The 15,801-nt window shown below is 38.5% G+C and carries 18 protein-coding genes; 11 read left to right on the top strand and 7 right to left on the bottom strand.

The window, feature by feature from the left end; genetic code table 11:
• The first annotated feature begins 119 nt into the window (after nt 1-119).
• The 7 genes from I3217_RS13485 to I3217_RS13455 are packed head-to-tail and all read left to right on the top strand — an operon-like array spanning nt 120 to nt 6,337.
• Entirely contained in the window at nt 120-2,363 is a 2,244-nt protein-coding gene (locus I3217_RS13485) for a molybdopterin-containing oxidoreductase family protein (protein WP_435050287.1), read from the top strand.
• Nucleotides 2,360-2,893: a 4Fe-4S dicluster domain-containing protein gene (locus I3217_RS13480; protein ID WP_053976641.1), complete on the top strand. Its 534-nt coding sequence runs from the start codon at nt 2,360-2,362 to the stop codon at nt 2,891-2,893. The genes I3217_RS13485 and I3217_RS13480 overlap by 4 nt, the downstream gene beginning before the upstream one ends.
• Before the next feature lie 12 nt (nt 2,894-2,905).
• Nucleotides 2,906-3,862, top strand: a complete 957-nt coding sequence (gene nrfD, locus I3217_RS13475; protein ID WP_435050286.1) for an NrfD/PsrC family molybdoenzyme membrane anchor subunit — start codon at nt 2,906-2,908, stop codon at nt 3,860-3,862.
• A 10-nt stretch (nt 3,863-3,872) separates the two neighbouring features.
• Nucleotides 3,873-4,403 (top strand): YeeE/YedE thiosulfate transporter family protein, encoded by a 531-nt coding sequence (locus I3217_RS13470; protein WP_435050285.1) that lies wholly within the window; start codon nt 3,873-3,875, stop codon nt 4,401-4,403.
• Nucleotides 4,404-4,421: 18 nt separating this feature from the next.
• Nucleotides 4,422-5,012 (top strand): YeeE/YedE thiosulfate transporter family protein, encoded by a 591-nt coding sequence (locus I3217_RS13465; RefSeq protein ID WP_435050284.1) that lies wholly within the window; start codon nt 4,422-4,424, stop codon nt 5,010-5,012.
• Nucleotides 5,013-5,027: 15 nt separating this feature from the next.
• Complete coding sequence (locus tag I3217_RS13460; protein WP_435050283.1) at nt 5,028-5,690, top strand: rhodanese-like domain-containing protein; 663 nt, start codon at nt 5,028-5,030, stop codon at nt 5,688-5,690.
• A 29-nt stretch (nt 5,691-5,719) separates the two neighbouring features.
• A complete protein-coding gene (locus I3217_RS13455) occupies nt 5,720-6,337 on the top strand; it encodes a rhodanese-like domain-containing protein (protein ID WP_435050282.1) in 618 nt (205 codons plus the stop codon).
• 21 nt (nt 6,338-6,358) lie between these two features.
• Here the strand turns inward: I3217_RS13455 and I3217_RS13450 are convergent, their stop codons facing one another.
• The 7 genes from I3217_RS13450 to I3217_RS13420 form a co-directional block, all read right to left on the bottom strand.
• On the bottom strand, nt 6,359-6,781 hold the full coding sequence (locus tag I3217_RS13450) for an OsmC family protein (protein WP_435050281.1): 423 nt from the start codon (nt 6,779-6,781) through the stop codon (nt 6,359-6,361).
• Between the two features lie 71 nt (nt 6,782-6,852).
• A complete protein-coding gene (locus tag I3217_RS13445; protein ID WP_435050280.1) occupies nt 6,853-8,136 on the bottom strand; it encodes a D-alanyl-D-alanine carboxypeptidase/D-alanyl-D-alanine-endopeptidase in 1,284 nt (427 codons plus the stop codon).
• 47 nt (nt 8,137-8,183) lie between these two features.
• Nucleotides 8,184-9,209 carry an aminotransferase class I/II-fold pyridoxal phosphate-dependent enzyme gene (locus tag I3217_RS13440; protein WP_435050279.1) on the bottom strand — a complete coding sequence of 342 codons (1,026 nt, stop codon included), beginning with the start codon at nt 9,207-9,209 and terminating at the stop codon, nt 8,184-8,186.
• 5 nt (nt 9,210-9,214) lie between these two features.
• The gene (locus I3217_RS13435; protein WP_435050278.1) at nt 9,215-10,225 is read right to left on the bottom strand and encodes a dipeptide epimerase; all 1,011 of its coding nucleotides are present in this window, start codon (nt 10,223-10,225) and stop codon (nt 9,215-9,217) included.
• A 148-nt stretch (nt 10,226-10,373) separates the two neighbouring features.
• On the bottom strand, nt 10,374-10,718 hold the full coding sequence (locus tag I3217_RS13430) for a HopJ type III effector protein (protein ID WP_435050277.1): 345 nt from the start codon (nt 10,716-10,718) through the stop codon (nt 10,374-10,376).
• A 16-nt stretch (nt 10,719-10,734) separates the two neighbouring features.
• Nucleotides 10,735-11,406: a 16S rRNA (cytidine(1402)-2'-O)-methyltransferase gene (rsmI, locus tag I3217_RS13425; protein WP_435050276.1), complete on the bottom strand. Its 672-nt coding sequence runs from the start codon at nt 11,404-11,406 to the stop codon at nt 10,735-10,737.
• A 116-nt stretch (nt 11,407-11,522) separates the two neighbouring features.
• Nucleotides 11,523-12,272: a hypothetical protein gene (locus tag I3217_RS13420; protein WP_435050275.1), complete on the bottom strand. Its 750-nt coding sequence runs from the start codon at nt 12,270-12,272 to the stop codon at nt 11,523-11,525.
• 101 nt (nt 12,273-12,373) lie between these two features.
• Here I3217_RS13420 and I3217_RS13415 point away from each other — a divergent pair, with 101 nt between their 5' ends.
• From I3217_RS13415 to I3217_RS13400, 4 genes are all read left to right on the top strand, one after another.
• Entirely contained in the window at nt 12,374-13,021 is a 648-nt protein-coding gene (locus tag I3217_RS13415; protein ID WP_435050274.1) for a thymidine kinase, read from the top strand.
• The gene (gene alr, locus I3217_RS13410) at nt 13,014-14,120 is read left to right on the top strand and encodes an alanine racemase (protein WP_435050273.1); all 1,107 of its coding nucleotides are present in this window, start codon (nt 13,014-13,016) and stop codon (nt 14,118-14,120) included. Before I3217_RS13415 ends, alr begins: the two co-directional genes overlap by 8 nt.
• Before the next feature lie 59 nt (nt 14,121-14,179).
• Complete coding sequence (gene mscL, locus I3217_RS13405; protein ID WP_435050272.1) at nt 14,180-14,590, top strand: large-conductance mechanosensitive channel protein MscL; 411 nt, start codon at nt 14,180-14,182, stop codon at nt 14,588-14,590.
• Between the two features lie 136 nt (nt 14,591-14,726).
• Nucleotides 14,727-15,716, top strand: a complete 990-nt coding sequence (locus tag I3217_RS13400) for an aspartate-semialdehyde dehydrogenase (protein ID WP_435050271.1) — start codon at nt 14,727-14,729, stop codon at nt 15,714-15,716.
• Nucleotides 15,717-15,801 lie beyond the last annotated feature (85 nt).

Raw genomic sequence — 15,801 nt, 5'->3', positions numbered from 1 at the left:
ATCAAAAAAGAGCTTCAACTGTAACAATTGTTACAAGAAACCAAGTGTAGAAATGATACTTTTAAACTGTCTAAAAAGATTAAAAAATTCCTTAACTTTAAGAACGAATCCAAATAGCTATGGTGACATCCAGAAGAAAATTCATCAAAATTTCAGCTTTAGGGTTAGGGGGCTTAGCACTTTCCTCTTCAGCAGTCAATTTATTAGCGCCCAATCCACTCTTGGATGCTGCCGTAAAAGAGAACCTTGCCAAAAAACTTTCCAGAACTGCTACCTATTGTGAGGTATGCTTTTGGAAATGTGCCGCATGGGCCTATACAGACGAAACTGGCGACATCAAAAAAGTGATTGGAAATGATGATGACCCGCACTGTAACGGAAGACTCTGCCCAAGAGGTACGGGAGGAATTGGCATGTACAGCGATGAAGATCGCCTTAAAACACCTTTAATAAGAACCACCATAAACGGTGAAGAAACTTATAGGGAAGCCAGTTGGGAGGAGGCCTTGGACCTGATTGCCGAGAAATTCACAGAAATTAAACAGAAGTACGGCCCTGAATCGTTCGCGCTTTTAAAACACGGGTCTCCAGGAAGTCATTTGGAACACCTCTTTAAAGCCTATGGTTCCGACACCATTGCTGAACCTGCCTACGCACAATGTAGAGGCCCAAGAGAAACGGGCTTTGGACTCACCTTCGGCTCATGGGTAGGCTCTCCAGAACCTACCGATATTCGGGATACCAAATGCTTAGTGCTTATTGGCTCCCACATTGGAGAGAACATGCACAATACGCAGGTTCAAGAGATGTCCGATGCCATCGATAATGGCGCCACGATTATTACCGTAGATCCTAGATTTTCTACGGCGGCCAGTAAATCGTCGCATTGGTTGCCTATCAAACCCGCGACTGACATTGCCCTACTACTCTCTTGGATGCATGTGTTGATTGAAGAAGAGCTTTACAATAAAAAATACGTTGAAAAATATGCCATTGGTTTCGAGGAACTAAAAGCCCACGTAAAACCATATACCCCGGAATGGGCCTACGGCATCACAACCATAAAACCTGATAGCATCAGGGAAACTGCTCGCCTTATGGCTGCGGCCGCCCCAGCTACTATCGTTCACCCAGGACGCCATGTGACCTGGTATGGAGACGACTCGCAACGCGAACGAGCCATTGCCATTTTAAATGGGCTGTTGGGCTCTTGGGGTAACCGAGGTGGCTTCTATTTTAAAGAAAAAATCAGTATTCCAAAATATCCGCATCCAGCCTATCCAGAACCTAAATGGGGCTGGCATGAAATAGGTCAGCAATATCCATTTGCCGAAATGGGCAATACTTCGGAAGTAGTCAAAGCTACCATTCCTAATGAAGATAATCCATACCCTATTAAAGCATGGATGATTGCCGGAACCAATTTAATAAACACCCTACCACAGCGAGAACAAACCCTTGAAGCTATTAACGCCGTTGAATTTTTGGTCGTGGTAGATACCATGCCCATGGAAATCACAGGTTACGCCGATGTGGTACTGCCGGAATGCACCTATTTGGAACGTTATGACGGTATTCGCTCTGCCACTAACAGACATCCGTCCATTGCCGTTCGTATACCGGCTGTAAAACCTAAATACAATTCCAAACCGGCTTGGTGGATCAGTAAACAAATTGGTGACCGTATTGGTTTGGGCGACTATTTTAATTACAACGATTTTGAAGAGGTGATTGAATGGCAACTCAATAAATTGGGGACGTCGTTGGATGAAATGAAAAAGATTGGTGTTAAGAACTTCGAAAGAACCTCGGGACCACTATTCCTTGAAGAAGGACAGGATTATGAATTTGGTACCCAAAGCGGTAAAATAGAATTCTATTCTCAGGAATTGGAAGATTTAGGATTCGATCCTATGCCTGTCTACACACACCATCCGCAACCACCTCAAGGATTTTATAGGCTAAATTACGGAAGATCTCCAATGCACACATTCAGCAGAACGATCAACAATCCTTATCTAAGTGATTTAAAAAATGAAAACACCCTTTGGGTCAACCCTAGGGTAGCCCGAATCCTAGATCTTAAAAAAGACCAACCCGTTTGGCTTAAAAACCAAGATGGCATTCTATCTGCCTTCCCTATCAAAGTGAGAGTTACAGAGCGTATTCGTTGGGATTCTGTGTATATGTACCACGGCTTTGGCCATAACAATAAAAAATTGACCCGCGCCTTTGGAAAAGGTGCCAGTGACGCCGAACTTATTTCCCAAATCGTCGTAGATCCACTAATGGGTGGTACCGGATTAAGAGGAAACTTTGTTTCTATTTTAACCGAAGACCCACATAAAAATACAATGGTATGAGATATGCAATGGTGATAGACACCTTAAAATGTGTTGGCTGCAGTGACTGTGTGGTCGCTTGCCAAACAGAAAACAATGTGCCCCATGGCTATTGCAGGGATTGGATTACTGAAGCTGTTAGCGGTTCCTACCCTAACCTAGAATTGGAATTGCGCTCGGAACGTTGCAACCATTGCGCCAATCCGCCATGTGTAAGATGCTGCCCAACTGGCGCTAGCCATGTTGTAGAAGGCGGCATTGTTTTGGTGACTGCCGACCAATGTATAGGGTGTGGCGCCTGTATAGAATCCTGTCCTTACGATGCCAGATACCAACACCCAGATGGTTATGTAGACAAATGTACGTTTTGCCATCACCGATTGGAAAAAGGGCAACAGCCCGCATGTGTCTCTGTATGCCCAACAAAATGCATGTATTTTGGCGATTTGGACGACCCGAATAGCGAAATATCACAATTGTTGAAAAACAGAAAACATAAAACCCTATCCCCAGAAGCAGGAACCGATCCTCACGTGTTTTATCTCATTTAACGCTTAAGTACCATGGAAGAAGAACTATTTACAAGCGGCCGAAATATTCCAAACATTGATCCTTCATTACAAATTTGGCATTGGCCCATCTCCCTGTATCTATTTTTGGGAGGACTTGCTGCAGGTATCCTATTCTTTGCAGCTTTATTCTACCTTATGGGAAAAGAAAAGCAGTATCCCGCTCTGAAAGCAGCCGCTGTTATACCGCCAATCGCCCTATCCATTGGCCTATTGGCTCTGGTTTACGATTTAACACATCCATTATACACCTGGAGATTATACACTACTTTTAGGATAGAATCCCCAATGTCCTGGGGCGCTTGGGTGCTCTTGATTACCACACCCCTGTCCTTTTTATGGATGTTTAGCTATTACAGAAGAACCTTTCCTAACTTGGAATTGAAACTCAAACTATTTAAAAAATTTAAGTTTCTGGAAAAATTTGAAAAATTCCTTATCACCAACAGAACCTATATGGCATATGCCCTTGTTCCCTTATCGATAATTTTGGGGGTGTATACAGGTATTTTATTATCGGCCTTTAATGCACGTCCTCTGTGGAACAATGCTATTCTGGGGCCACTGTTCTTAACCTCTGGTTTATCTACAGGAGCCGCAGCCATTATTTTACTGTCCAGAAACAGAGAAGAACGTCATCTGTTCAGTAAAATAGATTTAGGTCTTATTGTTATAGAAATTGCACTGATAACCCATATGATTATGGGCTATTATGCAGGTTCGCAAGTACAATTGGAAGCCATGGACCTTTTGGTAGGCGGTGAATTTACCCTGATGTTTTTTGGCTTTGTAATCTTACTTGGATTACTCGTACCTGCCATATTAGAAGTTATTGAATTATTTGGCTATAAAGTTCCTGTTGCCGTGCCGGCTGCCTTAGTTATAATTGGCGGACTTCTTTTTAGGTTTATTATGGTAGAAGCAGGACAATTAACCCGATACCTCTATTAAATTATTTGATATGAATACAAAATTTAAAACAAACCCACACCAATACTGGAACCCTTATTTTGGAGGTTTCCTTTTGGGCATCATCATTATTTTCACCTTTTATCTCACCGGAAGAGGTTTAGGAGCAAGTGGTGCTATAAAAAGCAGCGTGGTAACGGTAGTTGAAAACATAGCTCCCAAACACGCCGAAAACAATGGCTATTACAGTCAGTTTATAACAGATGATAAATCACCTATGAACACCTGGCTGGTATTTGAAGCCTTAGGCATTTTAATTGGCGCGTTTATTTCGGGAAGTATCAGCGGCCGTATAAAATGGCGCGTTCAGCATTCGCCGAAAATTACAACGAAACGCCGTTTGATTTTTGCACTAATTGGAGGCATATTATTTGGATTAGGCGCTCAAATTGCAAGAGGATGTACCAGTGGTGCTGCTTTAAGCGGCATGGCTGTTTTGTCTACAGGTGGCTTCCTAACCATGTTGGCCATTTTTGGATCGGCCTATGCCTTTGCTTATTTCTTTAGAAAGAACTGGATTTAAAACTTAAAAAATAGAATTATGGGACCTTTAATTCCTGGTGGTTATATCCCTGCAGAATGGGATAGTATTATTGCAATATTTATTGGTATTGCCTTTGGATTTGTATTAGAAGCTTCCGGCTTCTCATCCTCACGAAAATTGGCGGGTGTATTTTACGGTTACGATTTCGCCGTGTTGAAAGTATTCTTTACCGCAGCAGCTGTATCTGTAATTGGCATTTACTATATGGATTACCTAGGATATCTGGATATCTCAAAACTCTACGTGCACCCAACTTACCTATGGGGAGCCATCATTGGCGGTGTTATTATGGGAGCTGGTTTTGTAACCGGTGGGTTCTGCCCTGGCACCAGTTTGTGTGCCGTAGCCATTGGTAAATTGGATGCCTGGGTATATGTTTTCGGTATTATGGTTGGTGTCTTTATCTTTTCAGAGCTTTTCAATCTTTTCGAACCTATCTACGACGGTTTTAACTTTGGCAATATTACTTTGATAGATTCCTTTGGCTGGAATCCGTACTGGGTCATTTTTGTTTTTGCCATTATTGCCGTAGTGGCGTTTGGAATTGCCGATATTGTTCGAAAAAAGGTAAAAAGTGTGTTTTACTAATTAAACCAAAATAACATGAACCAGAAGAAAACTATAAAATTTCTTTCAAACAGATATCAAATTCTGGCCGTGACACTGATTATTTTAGCTGGAGGATTAGTGTTACTTCCTAAATACGACAAACAGGAAGGTATACGCTCTAAACAATTATTAAGCCATGCCATCAGCCCGGAGCGTTATATTTCTACCGATGATATTTCCCATAGACTCATTAGCCAGGACCCTTCCTTTATTTTGGTAGACGTAAGGGACGAAGAAAGCTATAATAATTATAGCTTACCCAATGCCATTAATATCCCACTTTCAAAACTGTTGGACGAAGACTCTCTTACCTACCTCAACCAAGACCAGTTTGACGTCGTGTTCTATTCTAACGACTCCTTTTATGCCGATCAGGCCTGGATGCTGTGTGACCGCCTAGGATTTAAGAATCTACACGTTTTACAAGGAGGCCTCAACACCTGGTATAGTACCATTATCAACCCTACTAAACCAAGCGAGGCCATGCCCGAGGCAGACTTTAAACTATATGCTACCAGAAAGGCAGCCAGTATGTATTATGGCGTAGCATACCCGGATCAAAATTTAGGTACGGAGTTACCTACCGTCGCTACAACACCTAAAAAGGTAATTACCGTAGAAAAGAAAAAGAAGCGCAAAGCAGAAGGAGGCTGTTAAGTCTGAAATTGACCTTATACCTATTTATCATGAAAGAATTAGAAAAAACCAAACAGATTTCAATCGCCACAACCCTGTTTATACTCGCTGTACTTATAGGATTTTTAACTTTTAAACGCCCTAAAAACACCTACGCATTTAACACTAAAAATACATTAGAGAAAATTAGCGCTAAGGATTATTTTCTCCCTTATTCTCTTATCGAAAATCAAGACGTAACTTTTATAGATATCAGAAACCCTTACGAGTATAATAAAGGTCATTTACAAAATGCCATAAATATACCTTCGTCTGACATTCTAAATGAAGCCTCGCAAAAACTACTGCAAGACCTAAAAAATTCAGATACACCCACGGCGCTTTATGGAGCCACTCCTGAAGAAGCCAACATCCCTTTCTTAATTCTATACCAATTAGGATTTGACAATCTTAAAATTCTTCCTGTAGCACTCAGTTACTCGCAGAACAAACTTATCACGAAAGAGGCTAAAACAGAACATCTACCTTACGATATTAATGAGTATATTTCGGACTCAAAAAAACATCTGGATAGCTCCAATACCATAATTCCACCAACCGTCAATGTTCCTAAAAAAGTAATTACAGTTGAAAAGAAAAAGAAACGCAAAGCAGAGGGCGGATGTTAAACCAGACCTTTATTTCCTTTATTAGCTGTTATGAAAATGTGAAGTAACTTTTATTTCGGCAAAACGACGAAACATTTCCATAACACCACAATATTTATCTACTGAAAGATTTACTGCGCGATTTATCTTTTTTTCATCCAGATCTTTCCCATAAAAATGATAATCTACAGTTACAGTGTGATAGTATGAAGGCGTATCTTCTGTTAGATGCCCTTCTATAACAATTTTAAAATCTTCAATTTCTACCTTCATCTTTTCCAGCATCGGGGTAATATCTACACCAGAGCATCCTGCCAAAGCTGTAAGCATTAATGCTTTTGGACGCAAGCCTTCCCCTTTTCCACCATTTTCCGGACCTAAATCTATCAGGACTTTATGCCCGCTGGGATTATCCGATTCAAATTGAACATTCTTCTTCCACTGGGTAGTAACGATATGCGACATGATTTTAGATTTAAAATTTAACAGATCAAAAATACCACTTAATTTTTTAAAACCCGCGGTTAAAACAGCCATTAATAGTTATCCCTTAACCATTCAAACACCTGTGTCATGTGCTGTTTTACAGCTTTTGTAGAAGTAGTATAATGGTTATTCATAAAACTAAAAATTAAGGTTTCTCCAGAATTAGTAAGCAGATATCCACTTAACGCATAGTTATTACCAACCGTACCGGATTTAGCATAAATATAAGGTCTATCCTTACCTGAATAATAATGCTTCAAGGTTCCAGACTGCCCGCCTACCGGGAATAGATTGAAAAGTCTGTCTTCCGGGATATCTGCATATAATTTTGATAATACCTGCACAAAAGACAACGGCGTAAACAAGTTATAGCGGCTTAAGCCCGAACCATCTACCCATCTTGGTTTTTGCTTTAAATCTTTAAGATAAGTTTCTAAAACGTTCGCCCTAATTTTTTTGGAGCTTAAAGTATCTGACAATGTTGAAGCTGATAAAATAAGAATCTGTTCGGCTAAAAAATTATCACTCACAAGCATCATTCTTTTATACAAGGTATCCGAAGGCATACCATATGCAACCTCATCCATTTTCTGGCCTTTGTAATTAGTAATTTTAACTTTACCAGGTAAAATATTCTGCCATAGACTATCAAAAACTGCAGGATTTAAAACCATAGGCACTTCTATTGTATCGCGACGTTTAGGGTTATAATAAAAAGTATTATTGTTATATGCTCTTTGACTAGAATGCTGCAACACCTGAACGTTTTCCTTAAAAACCGCCGGGGTTGTTTGCAAGCTATTATTGGTATTGCTTATACTCAGCACATTACCGTACACAGGAAAACTACTGCGCTCCGGACTAAAATACCGATCGTAATCTTCCCAGGCCCAACCAGGACCATATTTATCGTCGTCCAGATTATTTAAAATCACATTTACATTTTTATATTTTCCAGCAAACTTTAAAGCTGTGCTATCCTGAAAATACGGATGTAAAAACGCAGGATTCCCGGTACCTAAAAGGTGTAAAGTATCTTTAATTACACTGTATTTAAAAGCAGGAATACTGTCCGGCAGAAATTTTAAAGCGGTATAAAGTGTAAATAATTTGGTATTACTTGCCGGCGTGAAATACCTGTCAGCATTATAACTAAAAACAGTGTCCTTGGTTTTTGGATTAACAACCAGCAAACCTGTAAATTGATTGTTGTAAAAAGGATTTTCAAGTTGCCGGGTAACTTCTTTTCGGATACGAGCAGGCTTACAGCCCAATAAAAACAACCCTAGAAATAAGACACTTAACACTTTTCTTAACAGATTCAATTTACTCATAACAATTAGTTCCTATTGGTTTTTATACTAAAAATGACTTACTATTATTACAGATTAATTAAGACATTTTTTAATTTACTTAAATCGGATTTTGTGTGGTTGGCGGAAATTACAATCCGACTAAGTTGCTCTTTATAATTCGGATATTTAAAATTGGCAATAACCATATTTTCTTCTAACAAACGCTCATAAACGCCACGCTGCTCACAATAAATTACCGGATAATTTTTCTCGTATTTAAAATCCGCAGGCAACTCCACCCCTTTAAAAAAAATCTCTAGGTTTTCCTTTAATTTTTTGCGTTGTTCAGCATACAAGCGATCAGATTTCATATATGTATCCAAATATGCCGGATTAGCTCCAGATGACGACACAAAACTAATTTCCTGCCCTAAAGCATCTATTGTTTCTTTATCGGAAGCAATTACTCCTGCCGAAAGCCCCAAGGCCTTCGCCATAGACGCAACCAGTATTTTTCGGTTAATGTTTGGAGCTTTTATAGAGCTAAAAATACCTCGACCTTCGTTACCTACAATCCCCAGACTATGAGATTCATCTATAACAAGAGTAATCTGTTTTTGAGCAGGAATGTGATTTAAGAATTCCAGTGAGGTTGGTTTTACTTGTGATGACAATACCGCATCAAGAACAATTACAATTTCTTCAGCCGTATTGCTTAACAACTCCGGATTTAAAGAATTTCCATTATACAGCGGCATACTTTCCTTTACTAATATGGCCGGATGACTCATAGGGTAATGATAGATTCTCCTATATGTCCTGGAAAAATAATCTAAAACCAGCTTACCTGCTAAAGTTCCTGAAGACACTGCTAAGGCACTTGAAGCACCTACAAAGGCAGAAAACTGATTTTCAAAATCGGAGTAAACCTGTAATTTAATATTAGAATTTCTGGAGCTTCCATAGCTCGTTCCCCATTGTTTTAAACTTTCGAATAACTGCTCCTGAAATTCAGGCAGCGTAGACATGCCTAAATAAGACGTTCCCCCAAAATAGATATAAGACTCGTTTTCTCCCTGAATAACTCTGTCCGGAAAATTATTAACCTGCATGAATTCTAAATCAAATTTGCACCAATTCCATTTAATTCACTATAGGTAATTACACCTTCTTTTATAGAGACCCCCGTGGCAATATCTTCGGACAATAACAAAGCGCCATCCATGTCTACATAATCTAAAAGTGGTAATAAATGTGCAATTGCTGAAATTCCAACAGTAGATTCGGTCATGCATCCCACCATAGTTTTCATTCCTAGTGATTTGGCCCGAAGAAGCATTCTTCTGGCTGGAGTTACCCCTCCACATTTTACCAGCTTCACATTAATCCCGTGAAAATAATTGTAACATTTATCGACATCGGCTTCTATCTGGCAACTTTCATCGGCAATTATTGGTAATACAGAATTTTCGAAGACTTTTTTTTGAGCTTCCCAATCACCAGCCTTCAAAGGCTGTTCGATAAACTCTACACCCATTTCCTTTAAGGCTATGGCATTATTTATAGTTTCCTCTGCCTGCCAGCCACAATTGGCATCTACCCGAAACACAGCATTAGTATACTCGCGCAGTACTTTTACTATTTTTAAATCTTCATGGGTTCCTAATTTAATTTTATAAATAGGCCACGGCATTTCCTGCATTTTGGCAACCATTTTATCTACAGTATCGATACCTATAGTATAATTGGTTTTAGGATTATTTTCTATACTATAGCCCCAGAGTTTATATAATACCTCCCCTTTTCGTTTAGCATACAAATCGTTATACGCCAGATCTAAAGCACAAAGGGCAAACATATTGTGCTTTAGATGTGGATACATGAGTTCCCAAAAAGCTTCCGGGGTCTCATTAGGATGAGATTCAATTACAGATTTTAAAACCTCAAGCGCTTCTACCATTTTATCTACGGTAATATTGTAATACGGATTGGAAGTCGCCTCGCCCAACCCATAAAAACCGTCATGACTTAACTTTACAATTAAAGTGGGTTGTACGTCATGAGATTCTCTGGAAATAGTAAAAGTATGTTTTAGCTTTAAATTATAGGTTTTAAATTCCAAGGTCATAATGGGTAGCTTATAGTTTGAAATAAATTTAAGAAATAAAATTTCTAAAACTTCACCCGTGAAAAGATTTCACAAAAGCTGTAAAAAAGACCTGTTACAACTCCATTCAATCTAAAAAGACCTTGTTTTTTTTAAGTATTTAATAATTTTAAATAGCCTGAAGCGGATCGCCTTCAAACTGCAACCCTTCGAATCCGGTTTTCATGAAATTTCTGATGTTTTGATGTCCGGCACCTTCTGGATCGTTTAACACATCTTCGAAATAAAAATGCCCAAAACAAGTTAAGGTTTCCTCTTTGGTAAATCCCTGTGCTTTAGCAAAAGCAAATAACTTACAAGATCCGGAATTCTCTCCGGCTTTATTTTCTAATGTTCCGTTTTGAAACGCAGTTGGCGTAAAATGAAAATTAGATTCTATAACATCCATCGTATCAGAAAACATAATATCCTGTGGTGTTTCCTGTAATTTTATTTTAAATGCTTCTATTGTCATATTCTTAGTTTATTAATTATTTCTTTCCTCCTACAACTATTACAATTTCTCCTTTGGGAGGTTTAGCAGTATAATATTCTAATACTTCTTTTGCTGTGCCTCGTATCGTTTCCTCATATAGTTTAGTAAGTTCTCTGGAGACAGAAACGGGACGGTCTTCTCCAAAATACTCGCAAAAATTTGCAAGGGTTTTCAATAACTTGTGAGGCGATTCGTAGAAAATTATAGTTCTTGGTTCTTCTGCAAGCTGTAATAACCGAGTTTGTCTGCCCTTTTTAACCGGCAAAAATCCTTCGAATACAAATTTATCATTTGGAAGTCCCGAATTGACTAAAGCAGGTACAAATGCTGTTGCTCCTGGCAAACACTCTACTTCTATATTATTTTCGACACAGGCACGGGTTAATAAAAATCCAGGATCGGAAATAGCCGGAGTCCCGGCATCACTTATTAAAGCTATAGTTGTTCCCGACTTTAATTTTTGCACCAATCCATCGATTGTTTTATGCTCGTTATGCATATGATGAGATTGCGAAGGTGTGGAAATTTCAAAATGTTTTAAAAGTTTTCCTGAGGTACGTGTATCTTCTGCAAGAATTAAATCGGCTTCTTTTAAGACTTTTATAGCACGAAATGTCATGTCCTCCAGATTACCGATTGGTGTGGGTACAATGTATAATTTGCTCATGTTATTTTGAAATAAACCGCGATTAAACCAATATTAAATTTCCGGGCACAAAAAACGGGATCCTAAATTAATTAAAGAAGGAATTCTTACCCTTTTTACACATAAAAAAAAGCTGTTTAATTAAATCGCGCTTCAATAATCTGCATAAAACGATCTTCAAAAACTTCTTTTCCTTCCCAGTTGTTATATTCGGTCTTTACCACATTTTGAATTAGATGTCTTGCTTCATCAAAATCGCTACTGGTATTTATTTGCGCTATTACCCGATGATAATCTTCACTACTGCCCTCAAACAACTGTTTTATAAAAGCCAGTTTATCGTTTAACCCAATATTAAGTCCGCCCGATTTTAATTTATCATTTAACGACCGTTTTATATTAGTTAAGGACGAATTGGCCACAGGTTCGAAAATCGGGGTCTCTTTAAAATCGGCTGTTATATCTTCAAAATCATTTTTCTCGTAATGCTGCTTTGGTGTAATAGCCTCAAAAAGATCATCTACAGCATCTGCCTCTTGTGGCATTTGTGCAACGATATCCTTAATCTTTTCCATTAAAGGTTCTACAATGTCTTCCTCTTCTTCGTGAATATGATTTTGCTCTTCTTTAATATATACTGAGTCATTTATTTCTAAGCTATCAGAAACTTTATTATTAAAGGCCGAATCCAGCATACCAAAGAACGAAGCATCGTTTGCTATTGTGGATTGAATGTCGTCGTAATTCTCTTCGAGATATTTTAATGCAGAAAGTTTTTCGTACAACACAGCAACCTCAGCGTGCATTGCATTTACATCGCTAAAATCTTTCAAATTTATAATTCGCTGTGCTACACCAATCACTTCCTGTTCCAGTTTCTTCTTCATAACTTTTATATTTAAACGACAATCGCCTTTTGATTTTTAATAAATTTACGCCACCTTTATGCAAACCTTAGTTTGCCAAATTTTAGTGTTAAAATTACAAAATGTTTCTCGAAAATACAGTAAACCATAAAGAACAATTTGGGTGGATAGAAGTGATATGCGGATCGATGTTCTCTGGAAAGACCGAAGAATTAATCCGCAGGCTTAAGCGTGCACAATTTGCAAAACAGAGAGTAGAAATCTTTAAACCTGCTGTGGATATACGTTACAACGAAGAAATGGTTGTTTCTCACGACGCCAATGAAATTCGCTCTACCCCTGTTCCCGCAGCTGCAAATATTCCTATTCTGGCAGACGGTTGTGATGTTGTTGGTATAGATGAAGCTCAGTTTTTCGACGACGAGATTGTAAGGGTTTGCAACGACCTGGCCAATAAAGGCATCCGCGTCATTGTTGCCGGTTTAGACATGGATTTTAAAGGCAACCCTTTTGGGCCAATGCCGAATTTAATGGCTACAGCCGAATATGTTACTAAGGTACATGCCATTTGTACCAGAACCGGAAATTTAGCCCAGTACAGCTACAGAAAAGCGCCTAGCGACGCACTGGTTTTACTAGGAGAAACCGAAGAATACGAGCCTTTAAGTCGCGGTGCATTTTACAAAGCCATGATGAAAGAAAAGGTTAAAAACATGATTGTTAACGATGCCGAAGACATCTCCCAAAAACCTGACAATCCTAATGCCTAAAGCTCAAGAAACTATACTGGAAATAGACTTAAGAGCTTTAGAACACAACATTAATTACCTTAAATCGAAGCTGAAAGCAGACACTAAATTTTTAGCGGTGGTTAAGGCCTTTGCTTATGGCAGTCAACCCAAGGACATTGCTCCTTTTTTAGAACAATTAGAGGTCGATTATTTTGCTGTAGCATATACCAGCGAAGGCGTTGACCTAAGACAGGCCGGAGTGAAAAAACCTATTCTGGTGCTACACCCACAAGCCGTAAGCTTCTACACCTTAATAGAATACAACTTAGAACCTAATTTATACAGCCTTAAAGTTTTAAAGGAATTCATAGCCTTAACCGAAAGTTTAGACTTAAACGCTTATCCTATTCATTTAAAATTTAATACAGGCTTAAATCGTTTAGGATTTTCAGAATCCCAATGCGACGATGTCCTGAACGTATTAAAAGACAAAAACAGCGTTAAAATCGCTTCAATATTTTCTCATCTGGCTGCAAGTGAAGATTTAAAGGAACTGGAATTTACGAAAGGCCAAATTTCAAGCTTTAAAACTATTGCAGACAACCTTTTAAACCAATTACCCTACAAACCCTTGAGACACCTTTGTAACACTTCAGGAATTTTAAATTATCCTGAAGCTCATCTGGATATGGTAAGAAGCGGCATAGGAATGTATGGTTATGGCAACTCCGAAAAAGAAAATAAAAACTTTATTCCGGTAGCTACTTTAAAAACAGTTATTTCTCAAATTCACCATATTCCTGCCGGGCAAAGTATTGGTTATAACCGTGCCTTTACCAGTACAGAACCCATTACAACCGCTACGCTTCCCATAGGTCATGCCGATGGTATTGGCAGACAATATGGAAATGGCAAAGGCTTTGTTACTATTAACGGACAGCCTGCTCCAATTGTTGGTAACGTATGTATGGATATGATAATGGTTAACGTAACCCATATCCCTTGCAAAGAAGGAGACGAAGTTCTTATTTTTGGCACAAACCCAACTGCCGAAGACTTTGCCGCTACAGCAAATACTATTTCTTATGAACTCTTAACAGGCTTATCACAACGCATAAAACGCATCATTACAAAATAAACCTACTGTATAAGAAAATTTACATACTTTAGTATTTATTAATCAATCCTAAATACTGTATGGCTTTCTTTAAAGACTTCAAGTCCTTTCTTATGAAAGGCGACATTATCAATCTGGCAACCGCCGTAATTGTTGGCGGCGCTTTTGGTAAAATCGTAACTTCATTTACAAACGACATTTTAATGCCTCCTATTGGCTTAATGCTTGGAGATGTAAATTTTTCCGATTTAAAATGCGTACTTAAAGAAGCATCTACCGATGCTGCCGGCGAAGTTATTCCTGCTGTAACCGTAAACTACGGAAACTTTATTCAGATGATTATAGATTTCATCATCATCGGGCTTTGTATCTTCCTGGTTTTAAAAGCTTACGAAAAAACTAAAAAGAAAGAAGAAGCAGCGCCTGCTCCTCCTGCCGGACCAACACAGGAAGAATTATTAACTGAAATCCGCGATTTACTAAAAAAATAAGATTTGTTAAATAATTAACACTATGTTATTTCTTGTTAAAAAGCCTTGGTTTTAAACAGACTAAGGCTTTTTTTAAATTATTAATACTTAGTTTTGCACAAAATAATTCAATACACTTTTAAACCAGATATATAAAATGAAAGTAGCTGTAGTTGGAGCCACAGGAATGGTTGGCGAGGTAATGCTAAAAGTTCTAGCAGAACGTAATTTCCCATTAACAGAATTAATTCCTGTTGCATCAGAACGATCTGTAGGTAAATCAATTACCTACCGAGGTAAAGAATATACAGTTGTAGGTTTAGCCGATGCTGTTAGCATGAAACCAGATGTTGCATTGTTCTCTGCTGGAGGTGATACCTCTTTAGAATGGGCGCCAAAATTTGCTGAAGCCGGAACAACTGTTGTAGACAACTCGTCTGCATGGAGAATGGATCCTACTAAAAAACTCGTAGTTCCTGAAATTAACGCTGGCGAATTAACTAAAGAAGATAAAATTATTGCCAACCCAAACTGTTCTACAATTCAGTTAGTAATGGCTTTGGCTCCGCTTCATAAAAAATACAAAATGAAACGTGTGGTAGTTTCAACTTACCAATCGGTTTCAGGAACAGGAGTAAAAGCGGTAAGACAATTAGAAAATGAAATTGCAGGTATAGAAGGCGAAATGGCATATCCTTATCCTATAGGCAGAAACGCTTTGCCGCATTGCGATGTTTTTCAGGATAACGGATACACTAAGGAAGAAATGAAATTAGCTAAAGAACCTCAAAAAATCTTAAGCGACAATTCGTTTGCCGTATCTGCAACTGCAGTGAGAATCCCAACAGCAGGTGGACATTCAGAATCAGTAAATGTGGAATTTGAAAATGATTTTGAATTAGCTGATATCAGAAAAATATTAAGCGAAACACCAGGCGTTGTTGTTCAGGATAACACAGACACAAACACATACCCGATGCCAATTTATGCGCACGATAAAGACGAAGTATTTGTAGGCCGTATAAGACGTGACGAATCACAGGCAAATACTTTAAACATGTGGATAGTTGCAGACAACTTACGTAAAGGTGCTGCTACTAATACCATCCAGATTGCAGAGTATTTAATTGCGAATAATATGCTATAAGCCTAAAATTTTAGGTTTATTTAACAGCTAAAAGATGCTCCTAAGTTCAGGCTTAGGAGCATTTTTTGTTACATTTGAAGGAATT

The organism is Formosa sp. S-31 (assembly GCF_051172795.1).
Classification (GTDB): Bacteria; Bacteroidota; Bacteroidia; order Flavobacteriales; family Flavobacteriaceae; genus Formosa.
Note: the sequence above shows the minus strand (reverse complement) of the source record. Positions and strands in the feature narration are given on the sequence as shown.

What these genes read in the sequence shown, in the direction of transcription:
- I3217_RS13485 (WP_435050287.1), top strand. Translation starts at nt 120, where the DNA reads ATGGTGACATCCAGAAGAAAATTCATCAAAATTTCAGCTTTAGGGTTA.
- I3217_RS13480 (WP_053976641.1), top strand. Translation starts at nt 2,360, where the DNA reads ATGAGATATGCAATGGTGATAGACACCTTAAAATGTGTTGGCTGCAGT.
- nrfD (WP_435050286.1), top strand. Translation starts at nt 2,906, where the DNA reads ATGGAAGAAGAACTATTTACAAGCGGCCGAAATATTCCAAACATTGAT.
- I3217_RS13470 (WP_435050285.1), top strand. Translation starts at nt 3,873, where the DNA reads ATGAATACAAAATTTAAAACAAACCCACACCAATACTGGAACCCTTAT.
- I3217_RS13465 (WP_435050284.1), top strand. Translation starts at nt 4,422, where the DNA reads ATGGGACCTTTAATTCCTGGTGGTTATATCCCTGCAGAATGGGATAGT.
- I3217_RS13460 (WP_435050283.1), top strand. Translation starts at nt 5,028, where the DNA reads ATGAACCAGAAGAAAACTATAAAATTTCTTTCAAACAGATATCAAATT.
- I3217_RS13455 (WP_435050282.1), top strand. Translation starts at nt 5,720, where the DNA reads ATGAAAGAATTAGAAAAAACCAAACAGATTTCAATCGCCACAACCCTG.
- I3217_RS13450 (WP_435050281.1), bottom strand. Translation starts at nt 6,781, where the DNA reads ATGTCGCATATCGTTACTACCCAGTGGAAGAAGAATGTTCAATTTGAA.
- I3217_RS13445 (WP_435050280.1), bottom strand. Translation starts at nt 8,136, where the DNA reads ATGAGTAAATTGAATCTGTTAAGAAAAGTGTTAAGTGTCTTATTTCTA.
- I3217_RS13440 (WP_435050279.1), bottom strand. Translation starts at nt 9,209, where the DNA reads ATGCAGGTTAATAATTTTCCGGACAGAGTTATTCAGGGAGAAAACGAG.
- I3217_RS13435 (WP_435050278.1), bottom strand. Translation starts at nt 10,225, where the DNA reads ATGACCTTGGAATTTAAAACCTATAATTTAAAGCTAAAACATACTTTT.
- I3217_RS13430 (WP_435050277.1), bottom strand. Translation starts at nt 10,718, where the DNA reads ATGACAATAGAAGCATTTAAAATAAAATTACAGGAAACACCACAGGAT.
- rsmI (WP_435050276.1), bottom strand. Translation starts at nt 11,406, where the DNA reads ATGAGCAAATTATACATTGTACCCACACCAATCGGTAATCTGGAGGAC.
- I3217_RS13420 (WP_435050275.1), bottom strand. Translation starts at nt 12,272, where the DNA reads ATGAAGAAGAAACTGGAACAGGAAGTGATTGGTGTAGCACAGCGAATT.
- I3217_RS13415 (WP_435050274.1), top strand. Translation starts at nt 12,374, where the DNA reads ATGTTTCTCGAAAATACAGTAAACCATAAAGAACAATTTGGGTGGATA.
- alr (WP_435050273.1), top strand. Translation starts at nt 13,014, where the DNA reads ATGCCTAAAGCTCAAGAAACTATACTGGAAATAGACTTAAGAGCTTTA.
- mscL (WP_435050272.1), top strand. Translation starts at nt 14,180, where the DNA reads ATGGCTTTCTTTAAAGACTTCAAGTCCTTTCTTATGAAAGGCGACATT.
- I3217_RS13400 (WP_435050271.1), top strand. Translation starts at nt 14,727, where the DNA reads ATGAAAGTAGCTGTAGTTGGAGCCACAGGAATGGTTGGCGAGGTAATG.